Source organism: Hanstruepera ponticola (assembly GCF_012931685.1).
Classification (GTDB): Bacteria; Bacteroidota; Bacteroidia; order Flavobacteriales; family Flavobacteriaceae; genus Hanstruepera; species Hanstruepera ponticola.
In genome coordinates, this window is the sequence record NZ_JABANC010000002.1 from 492,026 (window position 1) to 511,417 (window position 19,392).

General features: G+C 32.6%; 20 protein-coding genes. 5 read left to right on the forward strand and 15 right to left on the reverse strand.

Annotated features, from left to right (window positions below; all coding sequences use genetic code 11):
* Window positions 1-111: 111 nt before the first annotated feature.
* The 8 genes from rpsU to HGK31_RS08175 all read right to left on the reverse strand — a co-directional run bounded on the left by rpsU (window position 112) and on the right by HGK31_RS08175 (window position 8,217).
* Complete coding sequence (gene rpsU / locus HGK31_RS08140) at window positions 112-306, reverse strand: 30S ribosomal protein S21 (RefSeq protein WP_104734442.1); 195 nt, start codon at window positions 304-306, stop codon at window positions 112-114.
* A gap of 84 nt (window positions 307-390) precedes the next feature.
* On the reverse strand, window positions 391-1,815 hold the full coding sequence (locus tag HGK31_RS08145) for a carboxypeptidase-like regulatory domain-containing protein (RefSeq protein ID WP_191859280.1): 1,425 nt from the start codon (window positions 1,813-1,815) through the stop codon (window positions 391-393).
* Between the two features lie 12 nt (window positions 1,816-1,827).
* A complete protein-coding gene (locus tag HGK31_RS08150; RefSeq protein WP_104734444.1) occupies window positions 1,828-2,994 on the reverse strand; it encodes an acyl-CoA dehydrogenase family protein in 1,167 nt (388 codons plus the stop codon).
* A 19-nt stretch (window positions 2,995-3,013) separates the two neighbouring features.
* The gene (locus tag HGK31_RS08155; protein WP_191859281.1) at window positions 3,014-3,892 is read right to left on the reverse strand and encodes a ComEA family DNA-binding protein; all 879 of its coding nucleotides are present in this window, start codon (window positions 3,890-3,892) and stop codon (window positions 3,014-3,016) included.
* Window positions 3,893-3,906: 14 nt separating this feature from the next.
* A complete protein-coding gene (locus HGK31_RS08160) occupies window positions 3,907-5,577 on the reverse strand; it encodes an alanine/glycine:cation symporter family protein (RefSeq protein WP_191859282.1) in 1,671 nt (556 codons plus the stop codon).
* A gap of 98 nt (window positions 5,578-5,675) precedes the next feature.
* Complete coding sequence (locus HGK31_RS08165) at window positions 5,676-6,698, reverse strand: potassium channel family protein (RefSeq protein ID WP_191859283.1); 1,023 nt, start codon at window positions 6,696-6,698, stop codon at window positions 5,676-5,678.
* Window positions 6,699-6,701: 3 nt separating this feature from the next.
* Window positions 6,702-6,929 (reverse strand): PspC domain-containing protein, encoded by a 228-nt coding sequence (locus HGK31_RS08170; protein WP_104734448.1) that lies wholly within the window; start codon window positions 6,927-6,929, stop codon window positions 6,702-6,704.
* A 16-nt stretch (window positions 6,930-6,945) separates the two neighbouring features.
* On the reverse strand, window positions 6,946-8,217 hold the full coding sequence (locus tag HGK31_RS08175) for a DUF2851 family protein (RefSeq protein WP_191859284.1): 1,272 nt from the start codon (window positions 8,215-8,217) through the stop codon (window positions 6,946-6,948).
* 144 nt (window positions 8,218-8,361) lie between these two features.
* Between HGK31_RS08175 and HGK31_RS08180 the strand changes: the two genes are divergently transcribed.
* The 3 genes from HGK31_RS08180 (at window position 8,362) to HGK31_RS08190 (ending at window position 9,925) form a co-directional block, all read left to right on the forward strand.
* A complete protein-coding gene (locus HGK31_RS08180; protein ID WP_191859285.1) occupies window positions 8,362-8,847 on the forward strand; it encodes a CIA30 family protein in 486 nt (161 codons plus the stop codon).
* Complete coding sequence (locus HGK31_RS08185) at window positions 8,847-9,278, forward strand: N-acetyltransferase (protein ID WP_191859286.1); 432 nt, start codon at window positions 8,847-8,849, stop codon at window positions 9,276-9,278. The genes HGK31_RS08180 and HGK31_RS08185 overlap by 1 nt, the downstream gene beginning before the upstream one ends.
* A 101-nt stretch (window positions 9,279-9,379) precedes the next feature.
* Window positions 9,380-9,925: a hypothetical protein gene (locus HGK31_RS08190; RefSeq protein WP_191859287.1), complete on the forward strand. Its 546-nt coding sequence runs from the start codon at window positions 9,380-9,382 to the stop codon at window positions 9,923-9,925.
* A 159-nt stretch (window positions 9,926-10,084) separates the two neighbouring features.
* On the opposite strand, the gene HGK31_RS08195 is transcribed toward HGK31_RS08190, so the two are convergent.
* Together HGK31_RS08195 and HGK31_RS08200 are read right to left on the reverse strand one after the other, a co-directional pair.
* Window positions 10,085-11,065, reverse strand: coding sequence for a PLP-dependent cysteine synthase family protein (locus HGK31_RS08195; protein ID WP_191859288.1), 981 nt, complete (start codon window positions 11,063-11,065; stop codon window positions 10,085-10,087).
* 104 nt (window positions 11,066-11,169) lie between these two features.
* The gene (locus tag HGK31_RS08200) at window positions 11,170-12,402 is read right to left on the reverse strand and encodes an ABC transporter permease (RefSeq protein WP_191859289.1); all 1,233 of its coding nucleotides are present in this window, start codon (window positions 12,400-12,402) and stop codon (window positions 11,170-11,172) included.
* Here HGK31_RS08200 and HGK31_RS08205 point away from each other — a divergent pair, their 5' ends adjacent.
* Window positions 12,403-13,680, forward strand: coding sequence for an exo-beta-N-acetylmuramidase NamZ family protein (locus HGK31_RS08205; protein ID WP_191859290.1), 1,278 nt, complete (start codon window positions 12,403-12,405; stop codon window positions 13,678-13,680).
* 2 nt (window positions 13,681-13,682) lie between these two features.
* Here the strand turns inward: HGK31_RS08205 and HGK31_RS08210 are convergent, their stop codons facing one another.
* The 4 genes from HGK31_RS08210 to HGK31_RS08225 all read right to left on the reverse strand — a co-directional run bounded on the left by HGK31_RS08210 (window position 13,683) and on the right by HGK31_RS08225 (window position 16,869).
* Window positions 13,683-14,087: a hypothetical protein gene (locus HGK31_RS08210; RefSeq protein ID WP_191859291.1), complete on the reverse strand. Its 405-nt coding sequence runs from the start codon at window positions 14,085-14,087 to the stop codon at window positions 13,683-13,685.
* Between the two features lie 143 nt (window positions 14,088-14,230).
* On the reverse strand, window positions 14,231-15,445 hold the full coding sequence (locus HGK31_RS08215) for a hypothetical protein (RefSeq protein WP_191859292.1): 1,215 nt from the start codon (window positions 15,443-15,445) through the stop codon (window positions 14,231-14,233).
* Between the two features lie 60 nt (window positions 15,446-15,505).
* Window positions 15,506-16,339 carry a sterol desaturase family protein gene (locus tag HGK31_RS08220; protein ID WP_191859293.1) on the reverse strand — a complete coding sequence of 278 codons (834 nt, stop codon included), beginning with the start codon at window positions 16,337-16,339 and terminating at the stop codon, window positions 15,506-15,508.
* 35 nt (window positions 16,340-16,374) lie between these two features.
* Window positions 16,375-16,869, reverse strand: a complete 495-nt coding sequence (locus HGK31_RS08225) for a YkgJ family cysteine cluster protein (protein WP_191859294.1) — start codon at window positions 16,867-16,869, stop codon at window positions 16,375-16,377.
* 65 nt (window positions 16,870-16,934) lie between these two features.
* Between HGK31_RS08225 and HGK31_RS08230 the strand changes: the two genes are divergently transcribed.
* A complete protein-coding gene (locus HGK31_RS08230; RefSeq protein ID WP_191859295.1) occupies window positions 16,935-17,633 on the forward strand; it encodes a class I SAM-dependent methyltransferase in 699 nt (232 codons plus the stop codon).
* Here HGK31_RS08230 and HGK31_RS08235 read toward each other — a convergent pair.
* A complete protein-coding gene (locus HGK31_RS08235; protein WP_191859296.1) occupies window positions 17,630-19,270 on the reverse strand; it encodes an amidohydrolase in 1,641 nt (546 codons plus the stop codon). The two genes, HGK31_RS08230 and HGK31_RS08235, sit on opposite strands and share 4 nt — an antisense overlap.
* Window positions 19,271-19,392 lie beyond the last annotated feature (122 nt).

A 19,392-nucleotide genomic window follows, 5' to 3' on the forward strand; every position in this document is an offset into this window, starting at 1 on the left:
GTTACTTTGTTGTTTTCATAAAATTACAACCTTTTGATGAGTTTTGGTTTTATTTCAAAAAAAAATCCTGTTATTTCTAAATAACAGGATTGATTATAAATACTTCAACAATTAAATATCTTCGTGGTCTCTTAAACGCTGAATATACTGCGCTTTTTGGATTTGAGCTCTGCGAGCTACGGAAGGTTTTGTAAACTGCTTACGCGTTTGTAAAGCACGTTTTGTTCCCGTTCTATCAAACTTACGTTTGTAACGCTTTAATGCTCTATCTATATTTTCTCCGTCTTTAATTGGTATAATTAACATAGTCCTTAACCTCCTCTCTTTTAGAATTTTCAGGCTGCAAAAATAATAACAAATTTAAATTTTGCAATTAAAAAAATAAAAAAATTACTCTTTGAATAAGGAATATCTTTTGGTTAGGTCCTGAATGAGTTTTTCTTCTTCTTCACTCTCCAATAATGTATTGTAATTTTCCCAGAAAGCTTTATCATAAGGTTTAGGCGAAAACATATCAGCATCCCAGGGTTTAGATAAAGCTTCATCAACAGTTTCTTGATCAGTAATGATTTCAGTAAATAAGATTTCTTGAACTGTGTAATAAAAACGTTCGTCCTTGTTTACTGCTGATTCATCAATTTCTGTTCTTGGATCATCTTCAGCAACACCAACATTTACCAATTTTGGTGTTTCGTAATAAATATAATTTAAATACATTTTATCTTGATACTCTTTGTATGAAATCACCAATTTATGATTCAAATAGGTGTCAAAAAGTGTCTTACTACGACTTCGTTGCGCTTGAGAAGCTGCATGTAATTCATATTCAATTTTTTTAATAGCGTATGTATCCCAATAAATATAAATCCATCCTTTTGGCTGGAAGCCATCATTAAAAACGCCCTTGGTTTCTAGGTTTACATGTTCAAAACTTTCAGAGATTTCTATTTTATAAATCTTCCTGTCGTTTTCTACCAAAACGGTATCCAATTTAAATTGATGTTTGCTTAAAATATCCTCAATATCAAATAAGGCCTTTGGATTAGATGAATTTCTTACCATGTTCAACTTTCCTCCAAACAAGGTTTCCAAACCATTTATACGATTATCATTCCACTTGATTGCTTTTATAAGCGATGCCGTTTCTATAGTGTCTCGAATTAAATTTCTAGATCTTAGCTTAACGTTCTTGGCCTTATTTTTTAGGTAAGATGTATAAGTCAGTAAACTATCTACATCTCTCAAATCATAACTCTTACGTACTTGATCTACATTTATTCTCATCTTCTCACCTGGAATGGTATCATAACCAGGATCATAAAATGTAATCGCACTTTCAATAAGCCACTTAAATTCTTTTTTATTACGTTCTTTATGTCGTAAAAACCCTTTTTGCAAATAGGAAGAATCAGGTAGGTTTACAGGTAACTCCTCTAAAGCACGCAGCATGATATCATTTCCCGTTTTGGGCCGAGTTTCAGCAACAAGTAACACCTCATCCAACGATGCAACATCTGGATCTAAATACACATCGAAAGAACTATCAAATTCACCAACGGGAATTTTATAACTTTTAAAACCAATAGATGAAATAACTAATGTATCCTTTAGATGCTTATTAGGTACAACCAACACAAATTTACCATCAGTATTGGTTATGGTCCCTATGGTGGTATTTTGAATATAAACACTGGCGCTTTCTAATGGCTGAAATGTTTCGCCATCAAGAACGGTATTCATTAATTCGGTTTGAGAAAAAACACCTGACGTATAAATTGTTAGGGTTATACTAAATAAGCATTTAGTCAATTTCATTTTTGTTATTTTTTAGGTAGCAGGCTTATAATCTTTACCATCTAAAGTCATTTTCGCAATAATCTCACGTAGTATTTCGGAAGTTCCTCCACCTATAGGGCCTAAACGACTATCACGTAAAAGCCTAGCCATAGGATACTCTTCCATATAACCATAACCTCCCAAAAATTGAAGACATTGGTAAATAACCTCATCAGCCATCTTGGTGGATTGCAATTTAGAAATCGTAGCTTCTTTCACTACATATTCTCCTTTGTCCATTCTATGGGTTACAGAATAATTAAACTCCTTACAGATTTCCATGTAACTGTAAGCGTCTGCAAAGGCATGCCGCAAAGCTTGGAAGTTGTTTATGGTTTTACCAAAAGCCTGACGCTCACTCATATATTGTTTAGCATAATCCAAAGCATATTCTGCTCTTGCATGTGCATTGACACCCATAATTAAACGCTCAAATGCAAAATGCTGCATAATGTAAGGGAATCCTTTATTCTCCTCTCCCATTAAATTTTCTGCAGGAATGGTCACATTATCAAAAGCAATTTCAGCTGTATCGCTTGCTCGCCATCCCAACTTATCTAATTTTGTTGATGTTATACCAGGTGTATCACGATCAATAATAAACATGCTGATTCCTTTGTTTCCTAACTCCGGATTAGTTTTAGCAGCTACCACTAAATAGTCACTGTAAACACCATTGGTTATAAATGTTTTTGAGCCATTAATTACGTAGTTATCACCTTGCTTAACTGCTGTACTTCGCATTCCAGCAACATCACTACCACCAAAAGGCTCTGTAACACAAAGACAACCTATCATATCTCCGGAAACACTTGCCGTTAAATATTTTTGTTTAATAGCGTCACTTCCTTCAGCATTCAGATGTGTCATTGCTAAATAAGCATGAGCCCACATATTGGCCGCAAAACCACCCGAATTTATTTTTTGCAATTCTTCAAGGAAGATAACTGTATAAAATAAGTCTAAATTTAAACCACCATAGACTTCTGGATAATTCACCCCAAAAAATCCCATCTCACCAAACTTCTTCCAAATAAAGCGTTCTACGTTTCCATCTTTCTCCCATTTTTCAATATGTGGAACCACTTCCTTTTGCAAGAAATCTTTTAAACTCTGCCTAAACATGTTATGTTCTTCAGTGAAATACATGCTATTCATACCTTCTATTTTTTAGCAATTAATTGAGAGTCAAATATAACTTAATTATCTCAATTTTGTGAACTGGGAAGTCTTTAACTTTTGTTAATTCGTCTAACGATTTGAAGCCATCTCGAAGTATGCGTTCTTCAATTATGTTATAAGCTATTTCGTAATCTATATACTTGATAGTAACCAATTGATCCTTTGAAGCCGTATTCAAATTAACTTTTTGAATGGTTCTTGGTGTTTTTACTGTAAACTTTCTGGTGATATTCTCAATAACATCTGGTTTCAGCCCATATACTTCAGATAATTCTACGTCAGAAGCAAAACCACCTTCCTGTCGGTTTCTGTATTTTACAATATTTTCAGACAACTTTTCACCTATACCGTAAACACTTTGTAATTGACTTGCAGTAGCTTTGTTTAAGTCAATTTTTTCTTCGTAAGTCTTTGGACTATTATTAAAATCTGTTTTTTGATAGGTTTTAGGTTTAGGGTTTATCACCCATTCAGGAAATTTAAAATAAGGTGATAAGGATTTAAGCAATGAATCTGACACTTGAGTGACTTGCTGAAACTCGGCAGCTGAATTCACCCATTTGTCACGTGCTCTAAATTCTAATAATCTATCAATTTCTTCATTACTCATTCCAAGGGTGTAACCTTTGTAATCTGTAATGAAATTAGGGTTAAAAGGATATATTTTGGGTTTAGAGGATGCTAACTTTACTTGCTTTAAGGAATCAACTTCTCTTTGAAAAGCTATTAATTCGGAATTGTTTTCAAGAGGCTTATCTTTCGAAAAATCAATAAAATAAAATGCACATTGCACAATAAGAATCAAGAAAAGCAATAAAAAAATCCCATTTCGTTGTTTTTTAGTAAACGTAAAATGGGATTTTATATGTTTCATTTTAAAGGTATTTTCTACATGTGCTTTGTAATATCTTCATGACCTTCTTCTAGTGCTTCTTTTTTAATAGCTATGGCATCTAAATAACGCTTCATTTCTTCACGCACTTTCGGGAATAGCAATAATAGTCCAATCATATTTGGAAATACGAGTGCTAGTATCATAGCATCAGAGAATTTAATCACAGCATCTAATGTTGCTGCCGCACCAATAACTACAAATAATAGGAATAATATTTTATAAACCATATCTGCAGTTTTTCCTCTTCCAAATAAATACTTCCACGATTGTAGACCGTAATAAGACCATGAAATCATTGTTGAGAATGCAAATAATACAATCGCTATTGTTAATACATAAGAGAATCCTGGTATCACAGAATCGAAAGCTATAGATGTTAAATCAACACCGCCTATTTGTTCTCCAGTTGCATTAATCATGACATTACTACCTTCAACGGCTCCATAAGTAAATACACTTTGCATGTTAGCTCCATCAATATTAAAAAAGATAATTACCAATGCAGTCATTGTACAAATTACAACTGTATCAATAAATGGCTCTAAAAGTGCTACCACACCTTCAGAAGCTGGGTATTTTGTACGCACAGCTGAATGAGCAATAGCTGCAGAACCTGCACCTGCCTCATTGGAAAATGCTGCACGTTGGAAACCTACAATAAGTACTCCCATAAAGCCACCTAGCCCAGCCATTGGCGTGAAAGCTCCTTCAATTATCAAACCAAATGCATCATCAATATATTGATAGTTTGCAAAAATAATTACTAATGCTGCCAAGATGTATATACCAGCCATAAAAGGCACTACTTTTTCAGTAATTTTAGCAATACGTTTAATACCACCAATAATAACAATTCCAACAAGTACCGCCATAATAACACCAATAATTGTTCCTGAAGCTCCACCTTCTAGACCCATTAGAGATGAAATTTGCACAGTCGCCTGATTAGATTGAAAAGCATTTCCTCCACCAAACGATGCACCAACACATAAAATAGCAAACAACACCGCAAGAACTTTACCTAGTCCAGCTTTTCCAGTCGCTTTAAGCCCTTTAGATAAATAATACATTGGACCACCATAAATTGTTCCATCATCACCAACATCTCTGTACTTAACACCTAATGTACATTCTACAAATTTGGTGGACATCCCAAGAAGACCACAGATTATCATCCAAAACGTAGCTCCGGGACCACCCATAGCAATTGCGACAGCAACACCTGCAATGTTACCCAAACCAACAGTTCCAGAAACCGCAGTTGCTAAAGCCTGAAAATGCGATACTTCACCATGAGCACTTTCATCACGAATAGTATCCAGAATATCTTCTTCTGCTAACGCCTCATCATTATCGTATAATTTATCAACACCATGTTTTTCAATATCAACATACTTTCCTCTAACTGTATTAATAGCAGTTGGGAACTTTGTAATACTTGGTACTTTAAAATATAATGTAAAAAATGTTGCTCCAATAACCAATAGAATTACAACTATAGGCACATCAAGTCCCGCAATAGGAACAGAAGTTAAAATAAAACCTTCCCACCACGTTGCAATTGGCATGAAAGCATCATTTACTTTTTCATCAATTCCTTTGTCTTGAGCAAACCCAATTATTGGTAGCAATACTGCTAGTAAAGAAAATAAGTATTTTCTCATAATAATATATTTCGTTAGTTTAGTTTAAGTAATAAAGTCAGCAAGATGCTAAAAAAAAATGAGTTTTTAAAACATCTGTTGTTAAAACAAAAGAAGCTTTAATTTATATTATACTCTGAATTTAATTTTTGGATTTGTTCAGGTCTTCCCAAAACTATAATTTTTGAATTTGGCATGAGTTGTTGTTCGGCTTCAGGGTTAACAATATATTCGCCATCTCCATTTTTATAACCTATAACATTACAACCTGTTTTTTTTCGTAAATCTAAATCTTTGATGGTTCTGGTTTGAGATACGTCATACAATTTATTCACAGGTATTTCTTCAATATTAATGTTGGATTTTCCAACTATAGATAAGTTATCAATAAATTCAATTAAATCAGGTACCACAACTAGTGACGCCATGTGGTCGCCTCCAATTTTGTCAGGTAGAATAACGTTGTTAGCTCCAGCTAGTTTTAATTTTTTATATGAGGTCTCTTGTGAAGCTCGACTGATTATGGTCATTTCATTGTTAATTTGTCTAGCTGAAAGCACAACAAACAAATTATCTGCATCATTAGGTAATGCAGAAATTAAAGTGCTCGCACGATCTATTCCTGCTTGAAGCAATATTTCATCTTCATTAGCATTTCCATGCACAAATGGCACCATTTCACTTTGATATTTATCAATGATGTCCTTGTTTCGTTCAATTACAACAAAAGGTTTTTTGTAAGCAATAAGCTTTGTAGCAGCCTGTTTACCGTTTCTTCCATAACCACAGATAATAATGTGATTTGAAAGGCTATCAATCTTTTTTTGCATTTTCTTCTGTTTTAATTCATCAATATTATTCTGACTTAAAATATATTCTGTAATCACTTTTAGGGCATAACCAACAATTACTACACTGGTAAGGATTAAAAAAATAGTAAATATTTTTGACGGTTCATCTAGAGGCCTAACCTCACCAAATCCTACAGTGGTAATGGTTATAACCGTCATATACAACGCATTAATCCAAGTATAACCAGACAACACTTTAAAACCAACTACTCCAATTAGCAGTAAGAAAACTAATAAGAAAATGGCAGTGTATATTTTTGACCTAAATAGACCTAGTATTTTATTGCTCATAAATTATAAATCAAAAACTGATGATCGTTTTGTGTACAACAAATCTTTTATTCGCATCCAAAAAGCAATGAATAAATACAAAGCAAAACCAAAACCCAAAGTTACAAACGTTAAATACATAAATGAGGTTCTCACAACCTTGGCTCGAATTCCCAATCTATCTGCAATTCGTTGACACACGTAGTATCCATGTTTTTGAAAATACAATAAGGTGTTATAGAAAACATTCATGCTGCAATGTAATAATTTATTCGCTTAAAAGTGCATTTCCAATAGCACATTGCAAGCATTTATTTTTATCACAATATTGTTTTTTGAGTTGAATGTAGGCTTGCGTTTCATAAGCCGAAAAGGGCTCTTTTTTTAAGTCTTGAAATTTTTCAATGATACTATTTTTTTCAGCTGGCAAAAGGCGAATCAATTCAAATATATCTTGTGTGTTTTCATTACCTCTACTTTTAGAATAAGCAAATTTGATCGGAATTATAGTGTTTATAAGAAGTAGATTAATAAAAGCCTTGGTAAGTGCTTTTTTTGATGAACTAGATACAGTTCCAAAATTATAATGTGTTTGCCAATAATCTGAAACTGAAATTTCAAACATCTGATATAAATCGGTTAAATCTTTTTTTGATATCAATTCTGAAAACAGGTTATGTTGCTTGTAATACAAGGCTGCTAGTTGCGCTAATCGAATAGTTGGGAAGTTTGGTGGTCGTAATTTATAAAATTGAGCAGGTAAAACTGAATTGTCATCTAATTTGAATTTATGTTTGATATAGTGATATTGGTCTTTTAAATCAATAAAGTATCTGTCTTGATGGTCTGCATTCATTAGTCCCATTTGACCTAAAAACAAAGCTTCCAATTCTTGCTGATTGGATTGCAATTTTCTAACAATTGAAAAATCGAATGACTGACTCATACTCAAAAATGCCTCGCCATTAATGTTCAGTCCAAAGTTTTTTGCGAGCATTCCAAACAGAACAGCTTCCCAATTATTTTTAGATTTATTAAGCAAGTCTTGAATTACTTCTGATTTTTGTTCCAACCGCTCTATGTACAGGCGTTCTAACCAAAGTTTCAAAACAAAATCATCCACATCAGGAAAATCATTTTCACAGTTAATCCATTTGTTGGATTTAGAAAACAATTTTTGATAATTATCCAATACAGATTGATTTATGTAATTTTTAAGTTCAAGTGCTGGTATTACCGAATTATCGTTTCTGAAAATATCCGCATCATGCTCCCAAACTACATGTAAGATAACATTATCGTAATTTGAGTCTGTTTCATGATTGTGTACATACCAATCACTGGATTTTAAGTGAATTTCAACATTGCCTGCCCATAATTGATTGCCAATAGTTATTTGTGCATTAAAAAAATCAGGACCAGCTAAATGGTTATGAGTTCCAGATGATTTTACAAAAACGTCACTGCCATCAACCGTTTTTAAATTAACCGATTGATACTTTTTTTGCTTCCAGATATAGTGTAAAAAGCCTTCTTTCATACTTAAAAACAAGTTACTAAAATTTGCAATAAATGTTTATGTTTAGTTTAGGATAATACACAGTCTCATTTTGTATTTTTACATAAAAACAAAATGAACACGCATATAATCTATACCAGCTTGCTCTTAATTTTTCAAAATACTATGACTTTATACGATTTCAATACAGATAGTAAAGCCAATGATTGGCTAGTTGTTGATGATGTTGTTATGGGTGGACGCTCTGACGGCAATTTCTATATTGATGAAGATGGCTATGGTATTTTTGAAGGCGAAGTCTCATTGGAAAACAATGGTGGATTTTCATCAGTACGGCATAATTGCAACACTATAAACGTAAGTGATTATTCTAAAATTCGCTTGCATATTCGAGGTGATGGCAGCACCTATCAATTACGAATAAAAAGTAACCGTAGTGATTATTATTCTTATGCTGCGTATTTTCAGTCAGATAATAATTGGGGCACTGTTGATATTCCTTTTAGAGCAATGGCTCCGGTATTTCGTGGTAGAGATTTAGATTTACCCAATTTTAAAGGTGAAACAATTGAAGAAATTGGTTTTTTAATAGGTAATAAAAAAGCTCAATCCTTTAAATTGCAAATTGACAAGATAGAACTAATCAAATAATGATAAGAAAACACATACCTAGCGACCTTGAACCCATTCTTGAAATATGGTATCAATCATCAACATTAGCGCATCCTTTTTTGGAAGATAATTTTGTTGAACAGGTTAAAACAGCTATGCGTGATATGTACATTCCAGGCTCTGAAACTTGGGTTTACGAAGAGAACAATAATATTCTTGGTTTCATTAGTATGATGGATAATGAGATTGGCGGCTTATTTGTTTTACCAAATCATCATGGCAACGGCATAGGCACTCAACTTGTAAACTTTATAAAACCTATGCATAAGCGTTTGGAGGTAGAAGTATTTGATAAAAACACTATTGGAAGGGCTTTTTATGATAAATATGGTTTTGAGCAAATGAACCATTATTTTCATAAAGACAGTAACCAAGATGTCTTGCGTTTAAAACTTGACAATCTCAAATAAATAAACGAACTTCGTTAGCTCTAGATATAAAAAACCTGTATTGAGCCTGTCGAAATATTAAAACGATATCATATCAATAAGTTGGCAAACATAAAACCGACATGCAAAAATTCCAATTAATTCTTATTTTGATTTTGACTTTCAATTGTTCTCAAAACCAGACGGATAAACGAATTTTGGAATTTGAAAAAATATTAGGTCAAAAGGAAACAAAAACTCTGAATTTACTTGTAGCTGACTTTGAAAAGAATTTAAAAAAAGTCTATCCTGATTTAACAACTGAAAAAGCTTATCGAAAATATATGACTGAATTCGTTTCGAAACCAACAACTGATTTGGAAAAATTTAAATTTCTATCAGATAAAGAATATTCAGAATTTAGCCAAAGTGAATTATGGAAAGAAGTTTATAAATATGACTCAAGTTTCGATTCAAGGAAAGTTATACAAAGAAATATGATTGGTAGATATATGCAAGCACTTTACTCCATAAAAGATTCTGACTCATTGATTGATGAATATTTCGATAAACAAGAAGGTGCTGGAATGATGCAAAGGGAATTACTTGTTAATGGAGTATTAAGTTTTAAACCCGATTTCAATGACTATTTCCATAAACGGATTGTAGTTTTAGAATTTAGCTTTTGACAAAGAATACGTTTGCTAACAACGTATAAAAATAATTACTATTTTGTGCTTAAATAAAGGACGTTACGTATTTGCCAACTTCTGATTTTCCTTCGAAAAATCCTCGCTAACAAACATGCAACTATTCTTATACAAAACGTTAACGAAACTTCAAAAAACCTAGTCGATATAACCCATTTTCTTCATCCAGTCGTTATTAAACATTTTACCAACATAACGACTGCCATGATCGTGAAACAAGACCACAACCACGTCATCTTTAGTAAAGTGTTCTTTTAACTGTAAGAGTCCTTTAATAGCTGCTCCAGCAGAATTTCCTAAAAACATACCTTCTTCTTTGGCTAGTAATTGTGTATAAACCGCAGCGTCTTTATCGGTTACTTTAGTAAAACCATCTATTATTGAGAAATCTACATTTTCCGGTAAAATGTCTTCGCCAATACCTTCGGTTACGTAAGGATAAATTTCTTTTTCATCAAAAATGCCTGTTTCGTGATATTTTTTAAAGACGCTTCCATAGGTATCAATTCCCCAAACTTTTACATTTGGGTTTTGTTCTTTTAAATATTTACCCACTCCAGAAATGGTACCTCCAGTTCCTACACCAACCACAAAATGCGTGACTTTACCATCTGTTTGCTCCCAAATCTCTGGACCTGTGCTCTCATAATGCGCTTTAGCATTGCTGGGATTATCATACTGATTCACATACCAAGAATTTGGTGTTTCTTCTCCCAAACGCTTTGAAACCGAATAATAACTTCTAGGGTCATCTGGCTCAACATCAGTTGGACATACAATAACTTCTGCTCCAACAGCACGAAGAATGTCCATTTTTTCTTTAGACTGCTTATCTGAAATTACAAAAATACATTTGTAGCCTTTTACTATCGCTGCCAAAGCCAAACCCATTCCCGTATTTCCTGAAGTGCCTTCAATAATAGTTCCGCCTGGTTTCAAACGACCATCTGCTTCAGCATCTTCAATCATTTTTAAGGCCATACGATCTTTAACCGAATTTCCAGGATTGAATGTTTCATATTTAGATAAAACCAAACATGGCAACTCTTCTGTAAGTTTATTGATTTTTACTAAAGGTGTATTACCAATAGTCTCCAAAATATTTTTTGCGTATTTCATTCTAGGCTCGCAAAAGCGAGAATCTTTTTGTTGTTAATATAAATTTTGCACAAAAGTAATTAATTTAATGAGATGCTGAAAGAAGTTCAGCATGACTGTGTTGCTTATTCAAAACGCATAGCTTTAACTGGCGATATCTTGGTAATAATGTAAGAGGGTAATAACAGCATTATCATACACATAACAAAGGTGCCTATATTTAATGCCACGATATACCCAATACTTAAATAAACAGGTGCTTCACTCACGTAATAAACGTCAGGGTTTAATGGAAATAATTTGAAATATTTTTGTGCTAGTAGAATTCCTAACCCAATGATATTTCCCCAAAAAAGCCCCAAAACGATTAGGTAGGATGCATTATAAAGAAATATTTTACGGATACTTAAATTACTGCTTCCTAAAGCTTTTAAAATACCAATCATTTGAGTCCTTTCTAAGATTAACACCAATAATGCTGTGATCATATTGATACCAGCAACCAAAATCATGATGCCAATAATGCCATAAATGTTTTTATCAAATATGTTTATCCACTCAAAAACAGATTCGTATTTCTGTTCTACGGTAACGGTATTCATTTTAGAGGGTGTGTTTTCATATACGGCATTCTGTATATTTTGCAATTCATTATAATCATTTACAAAAACCTCAAAATGTCCAACTTGATCTGGTTCCCATTTATTCAAACGTTGTATATGCCTGATGTTTGAAATAATATAGGTTTTATCCAAATCTTGAAATCCAGAATTATAAACACCTTTTATTTTATATGGAACAATACGTGTGTTTTTATAGTCTTCACTCAAAAAATAGGTTTGAATAGTATCTCCCAATTTAAGATTCAATCTATTGGCAATATATTGTGAAACCAGAACATCCTCACTGTACGCCTGTGTGTATTTAGGAAGTTCGCCTTCTATTAAAAACTCTTGAAAATAATCCCATTTAAAATCTGGTCCGACACCCTTTACTATAACAGCTTCAAAATCGATTTCAGTTCTAATAACACCAAATTTAGTTGCAACACCTTGAATATGATTGACACCTTCTACCGAATTAAATTGAGGGTAAAAATCCTGATTGAGAGAAATTGAACCGTCACTTTCTTGGGAATTATTATTTCCAAAATTTGAAATCAATATATGCCCATTAAAAGCGACTACCTTGTCACGAATTTTTTGTTGCAACCCTATACCTGTAGCTATGGCAATCATCATCACGACCATTCCAATAGCAATTGCTGCAATACCAATTTTTATTATTGGTGCCGAAACGCTACTTTTATACGTTTTACTATCAATTATGCGTTTAGCAGTAAAATATTCGAAATTCAAATGTTGCAATTAGATTTTAATAAGGTCAAAAATACCGTTTTTTTATTTGTTTTAGTATTGATTTCCTGTGGAAACTTTTCGCAAACAGAAGGAGAAACCCAAGTTAAGCATAACAATACAAAGAATACTTCGTCTCTTGACTCCCTGTCTGCCTTCAGCCAAGCTCACAATGACGAAACTATAATTGTTGGCGCCAATCAAACCGAAGATTATTTACCTCTATTAAACGGTAAGCGCGTTGGAATTGTTGCCAATCAAACTTCAGTAATCTTTAAAAATGATAATTATATACATCTAGTTGATTCACTATTAAAATTAAACATAAACGTTAAAAAAGTATTCTCTCCAGAGCATGGTTTTCGCGGTACCGCTGATGCTGGCGAATTAGTTAGTGATGGTATAGATACAAAAACAGGTTTGCCTATTGTTTCATTACATGGAAAAAACAAAAAACCTACCCAAAAACAGTTAGCAGATTTAGATGTTGTGATTTTTGATATTCAAGATGTAGGTGTTCGTTTCTACACTTACATATCATCTCTACATTATGTTATGGAAGCTTGTGCGGAAGAAAATAAAACACTTCTAATATTTGATAGACCTAATCCAAATGGACATTATGTTGATGGTCCAACTCTAGAAACTGAAAACAAAAGTTTTCTTGGCATGCATCCTATTCCGTTAGTGCATGGTTTGACTATTGGCGAGTATGCAACAATGATAAATGGTGAAAAATGGTTAAAAAATGGTTTACAAAGTAATATCACTATAATTCCAATTAAAAACTACACACACCAAACGCCTTATAGCCTACCCCTTAGACCTTCGCCTAATTTACCGAACGATCAATCTATTAAACTGTATCCTAGCCTTGGTTTATTTGAAGGCACCAACATAAATGCTGGTCGTGGTACGGAGTTTCAATTTCAAAGATATGGCGCACCTTTTCTGAATCCTAAAACTATGACCTTCACTTATACTCCAGAACCAAATTTTGGAGCAAAGAATCCAAAACATAAAAACAAAGTCTGCTATGGTGAAGATTTAAGTGACGTTAAAATTGATGGTATGACCTTGAAATGGATTATTAAAGCTTACCAAAATTCAACTGATAAATCGTTGTTTTTTTTAACGGATGGATTTACAAAACATGCAGGAACAGCCAAACTCCAACAACAAATTGAAGCTGGTTTAACGGAAAAAGAAATAAGACAAACTTGGCAAGAAGATTTAGAGACTTTTAAAAAGACACGTAAAAAATATTTACTTTATGAATAATTCTAATCATCTGAGTAAGTCAATTTAGAACGTTCTATTGAAGTTAAATTTTTAGAATCGTAGATGTGCAATACGAATACGATTTTTTTAGAAGATTGACTAACAACTAATACATGCTTCCCTTGAGATAATTCAGTTAATGGTAAACTAAACTCATTTTTATTAAGATAAACATCAACTTCACGTTTGTATTCAGTATTTATTGAATACACGTTAGTAATAAGTTTATCACTTTGTAACAATAGGGTATCCTTTGTTTTATTTAAATCATGATTTATGTTGGAAGCACTCAAATTGGCGTTTTTCTCAATCAATCCAATATGACTAGATTGTGCCATAGCAAAATTGCCAGCAATACCGACAATTAAAATTGTCCAGATTGAAATACAATTATATTTATCTATCATTAGCTAATATGTTTAAACAACATATTTTAATGAATCCCGAATGATAAACATATGTAAATCAGGAGGTTATTTCACCAAGAAATCTATAAACAGCAAAAAAATAGGATAAACTTATATTTAATTCAATAAATACTACACAAAATTTAGAAAATATGATATCCTAGAACAAAACCAAAATTGGATATATTATTTTTTGTGTAATCATTGGAAATAATCTTATCAGTGACTGTGTAACGTAATTCAAAAATGAACTTTTTATAATCTACACCTAATCCTGCGGACAAAGAAAAGTAGCCGATTGAACCAATTTCTTCACTTCTACGGTTCCCTGAAGAACTTATTGTATAAGATAAATTATTATTGTTTTGAATATTAAAATTATAACCAATACCTAGCAATACAAACGGTAAAACATTATCATTTTTAGTTTTAAATCGGTGTTTAACTAGGGTATTTAGGTTGATTATACTATAATCTAAATTAAACGCTACATCATCATATGTAATTGATTCCTCATTAGTTTCAAACTCTTCATTAATTTTATAATAAACCAATTCATTGTGTAGTGACCACTTGTTTCTGTTTTTAGAGATAGCAATATCATAAGCAATTCCTAAAGTTGGCATTGTAAAACTACCTCCATCTATTTGATTTAAAAGTCTAACAGGAGATTCCAGTTTAAAATTTGAAAAATAGAATGCACCTTTTACATATAATTTATGCTTTTTTCCTGTTGACACCTCCTCAACTTGATTGTCTTCATCTCTAAAGCAATTATCATAATCTCTAAATATTTTCACCAAATCATTTTCTTTATATTGAAGATTACTTTTTGGATTCACTGAATTACAATCACTAAAAAGATAAGATAGCTGTCCAATGTACTTTTTATTATTTTGAACGTCTTCATTATTTTCTGTAAGTGATATCCTATTGATTAACTCAATATATTCACCGTCCTTAAATACGAAATAATGTGATCTACTATCATAATAATGATACAGATTACTTTTTCCTTCATACAATAGATGTAAAAAAATCGCCTTGTTTTCAAATCGCGGCTCATCATTGTAATGCATTTTTCTCAATACTTGTTCTGTCACATCTAGTTTTACATTCTGACTGACATACTTTGCTTCTTCAACCTCAAATCCTAATAAATCACTTGGCGTATATGAGGTAATATTTTCACCATTTTTAAATTTAATAGACTCTGGTGTATTTCGCCACTCTTGATAATTTATTTGCCCCTCAATTATATTGTTATTTTTAAGGATAATACGACCATCGATAAAATTTGATTGACCGACAATGGTCATTGAACATAATAAAGCTAATAGGATAATTATTGGTTTCATGAAAATTTGGTTATTGTTAGTTATAAGGTCAAAAATAGAATAAAAAATGAAAGAAAAAAATCAAGAATCGTAAATCGTTGGTTTTTGATATTTTTGAAAAGGTTGTTTGAGTAACTCACCTATTTTTCCATTGGCTATTTCATCAGGAAATACATCTACACCATAAACAATTTTCTCACGATCTAGCTCCATATAGGTGCCAAATAATCTGTCCCAAATAGAAAAAATATTACCATAATTAGAATCTGTGTAAGGCAAAACATAGTGGTGGTGCACCTTGTGCATATCTGGAGAAACAATAATATAACTCAACCATTTATCAACTCGCTTGGACATTTTAATATTAGCATGAGTAAATTGCGTAGCAACTAATGATAAAGACTGATATAACATGATAATTGCTATAGGTGTTCCAACTAAAAACACTCCAAGTAAGGTAAAGGCGAAACGAATTACACTTTCTATTGGATGATGTCTGTTGGCTGTTGTTGTATCAACATTATGATCGGTATGATGAACCAAATGCACCATCCATAAAGGCTTTACTTTATGCTCAACATAGTGAGCCAAATAAGCACCAAAAAAATCTAATAACAAAACGCCTAATAACACATATAACCAAAGTGGCATTTCAGGCAACCAATTGATAATTCCAAAATTATTTTCAGCCACCCAATCAGATGTTTTTAAGAGCAAAAAAGCTAATCCGAAATTGATAATAACAGTTGTAAACGTGAAAAACAAATTAGGCAATGCATGTTGCCATTTTTTATACTTGAATTTGAATAGAGGCAATGAGCCTTCTAAAAGCCAAAAAAAAGTTATACCTCCAACAAGAATTAAACTACGATGCAGTGAAGGAATATTTTCAAAATAATTGATTAAGGTTTCCAATTTCTATTTTTCTTTAAATATAAAAAATGTTCTGCTTATAGCTTTATGTACTTTTTCATTTCCTCAACAATATTATATGCAGCAGGACAAATAGCAATGTTTTTCATAGTGAGATTAGAAATTTGTTGAAACTTTTTTCTATCTGTATGCGGGAATTCTTTACAAGCTTTAGGCCTTACGTCGTAAATACTGCAATAATTATCAGCTCCCAAGAATGTACAAGGTACAGACTGTAAGACATAATCATTTTCTTCATCAATACGTAAGTAAGTTTCAATAAACTGCTGCGGTTTCATTTTGAAATGTTTAGCTATTCGCTGTATATCTTTCTCGATAAACAAAGGTCCTGTAGTTTTACAGCAATTGGCACATTGTAAACAATCAGTTCGTTCAAATTCTTCATCATGCAGGTCTTGCATGATATAATCCAATTGTTTAGGCGGTTTCTTTTTTAGCTTTTTAAAGAAGGCTTTGTTTTCGTTATGCTTATCTTTGGCCAGCTTTGGAAGATTGTCAATAATGTCTTGCATGGTGTAAAAATAGCATAACAATTTTAAATAATAGATGCTGAATCAACTTCAGCATAACAAATTTCATGGAACGAGATTTATTAGGGAAAGCATTATTAGATTATTACAACGGTAATTATACCGAAAACATCATGACATCAACCAACATTTCTGATGAAGATGAATTACCCTTACCCTATTTATTCCGAAGTTTTAAAAACATGCCAAAACTTGAACGAAAGGCATTACAATTATGTCATGGAAAAACGCTTGATGTAGGATGTGGATCGGGCTCCCACAGTTTATATCTTCAAGAAAAAGGTATAGAGGTAAAAGCCATTGACATTTCAAAAGGTGCTATTGAAGTTGCTAAAAAGCGTGGTGTTAAACAAGTTGAACTTCTTAATATACTAGATGAAACAGAACAATTTGACACCATTTTACTTTTGATGAATGGCACTGGAATTTTTCAAGAAATTGAACAAGTTGGCAAATACCTAACATATTTAAAATCACTCTTAAAAAAGGGTGGTCAAATTTTAATTGATTCTTCAGATATTCAATATATGTATCAAGATGATGATGGTGGTTTATGGATTGACACCAACGCAGCATATTATGGCGAATTGGATTATTACTTGAGTTATAAAGACGAAGACGAAATACCCATGAAGTGGCTCTATTTGGATTTTGACACTTTGCATTTAGCTTGTACAAGTGTGGGTCTGAAATGCGAAAAAATTATGGATGGAGAACATTTTGATTATTTAGCCAAACTGTACTAATCCAGTTGCGGTTGTCCACTTACATAAGTTTGCAAAACTTTAACTTTAGGAACCTTCTCAATTTCTACGGTCATAATATCTTGATCGATGATAATAAAATCAGCAAACTTTCCAACTTCAATACTTCCTTTTTCATCCTCTTCAAAATTTGAATAAGCAGCCCAAATTGTCATACCCTTTAATGCTTCAGCTCTTGACAAACCATTTTCTGTTTGAAAACCACCTTCTGGAAACTGTTTTAAATCTTGCCTAGCAACAGCAGCATAAAATGTTAAAAACGGGCTGACCTGTTCCACAGGAAAGTCGGTTCCCAGAGCTACTTTCCCGTATTGCTCTAAAAGTTTTTTATAAGCATATGCTCCTTTAATACGTTCTTCCCCTACTCGATCTTGTGCCCAATACATATCACTGGTAGCATGAGTTGGTTGCACTGACGGCAAGATATTATCGAAATATTTAAAATCTTCAGGTGACACCACTTGAGCGTGTTCTATTCGCCAGCGTCTATCAACATTTCCTTGTAAGACATTTTTATAAGTCACTAAAACTTGATGATTAGCAGAATCACCAATGGCATGTGTGTTCATTTGAAATTCAGAATCCGCTATCCGTTTGGCTGAATTTTCAATATGCTCCAATGACATAACTGGTAACCCATATGTGTTATGTTTATCAGAATAAGGTTCTCTTAAAAGAGCACCTCGAGAACCCAACGCACCATCGGCATAAAATTTAAATGATCGTACATTCAACTTATCGGTTTTTGTAATTCCTTTGTTTAAATAATAATCTAAATTAGTTTCAATTCCAGGAACCATCATATAAAGTCTTATTTTTAAATCGCCAGATTTTTGGAGGCTGTCTATCAACTCTATGGTTTCAATCCATGGTGAGGTAAATATATCTGGACCAGCATCTGAAATACTAGTCAATCCGTTTTCAAAACAGATTTTTTGGGCAGCTAAAAGCGCCTCAATCAATTGTTCCTTTTCAAAAGCAGGCCAATTGTTCATGACCAATTGTTCGGCATTATCCAGAAGAATACCTGTTAGCTTATCATTTTTTACTTCTACTTCACCTCCTTCAATAGAACTGTTTACAGTTACATTCCCTAAATCTAGAGCTGCTTGATTACAAAATGAGGCATGACCGTCAATACGCGTTAAAGCAACAGGTGTATTAGGAAATAATTTATCTAAAATGGTTTTATCAGGCATGTTTTTATCTTCCCAATCATTTTGATCCCATCCTCTACCCTTTATAAAGGGCATGTTATGTTCTTTTTGGAAATCTAAAACACGCTTTATCATATCATCAAAACTAGTGGTACCAATAAGATTTACTTGCTTTTGTAGTTGTCCTAGTGTTAAAAAATGTGCATGAGCATCAATTAAACCTGGCAAAATAGTCTTGCCATTGGCGTCTATTATAGTGTCTGCAGAATATTTTTCTTGAAGAACTTTTGAAGATGCTATATCAAAGAATTTCCCATTCTTAACGGCAAAGGCTTCAGCTTTGTCAAAATCATCCAAAATCGTGTAAATGTTTCCGTTAAGGACAATGGCATCAACGTGTGGCTTTTCTTTTCCACAGGAGAGAATACTTAAAAAGATTAAAGACAGTATGAGTTTTTTCATAACTAGTTATTATAAAATTTGCCCTAAATTAATTATTTTGATTGAGTTTAAATATAGTCCAATCTCTTTTTAAAAGCCATATATTATCTTTTCTTGATATTAAAATGAGATTCAGAATCAGG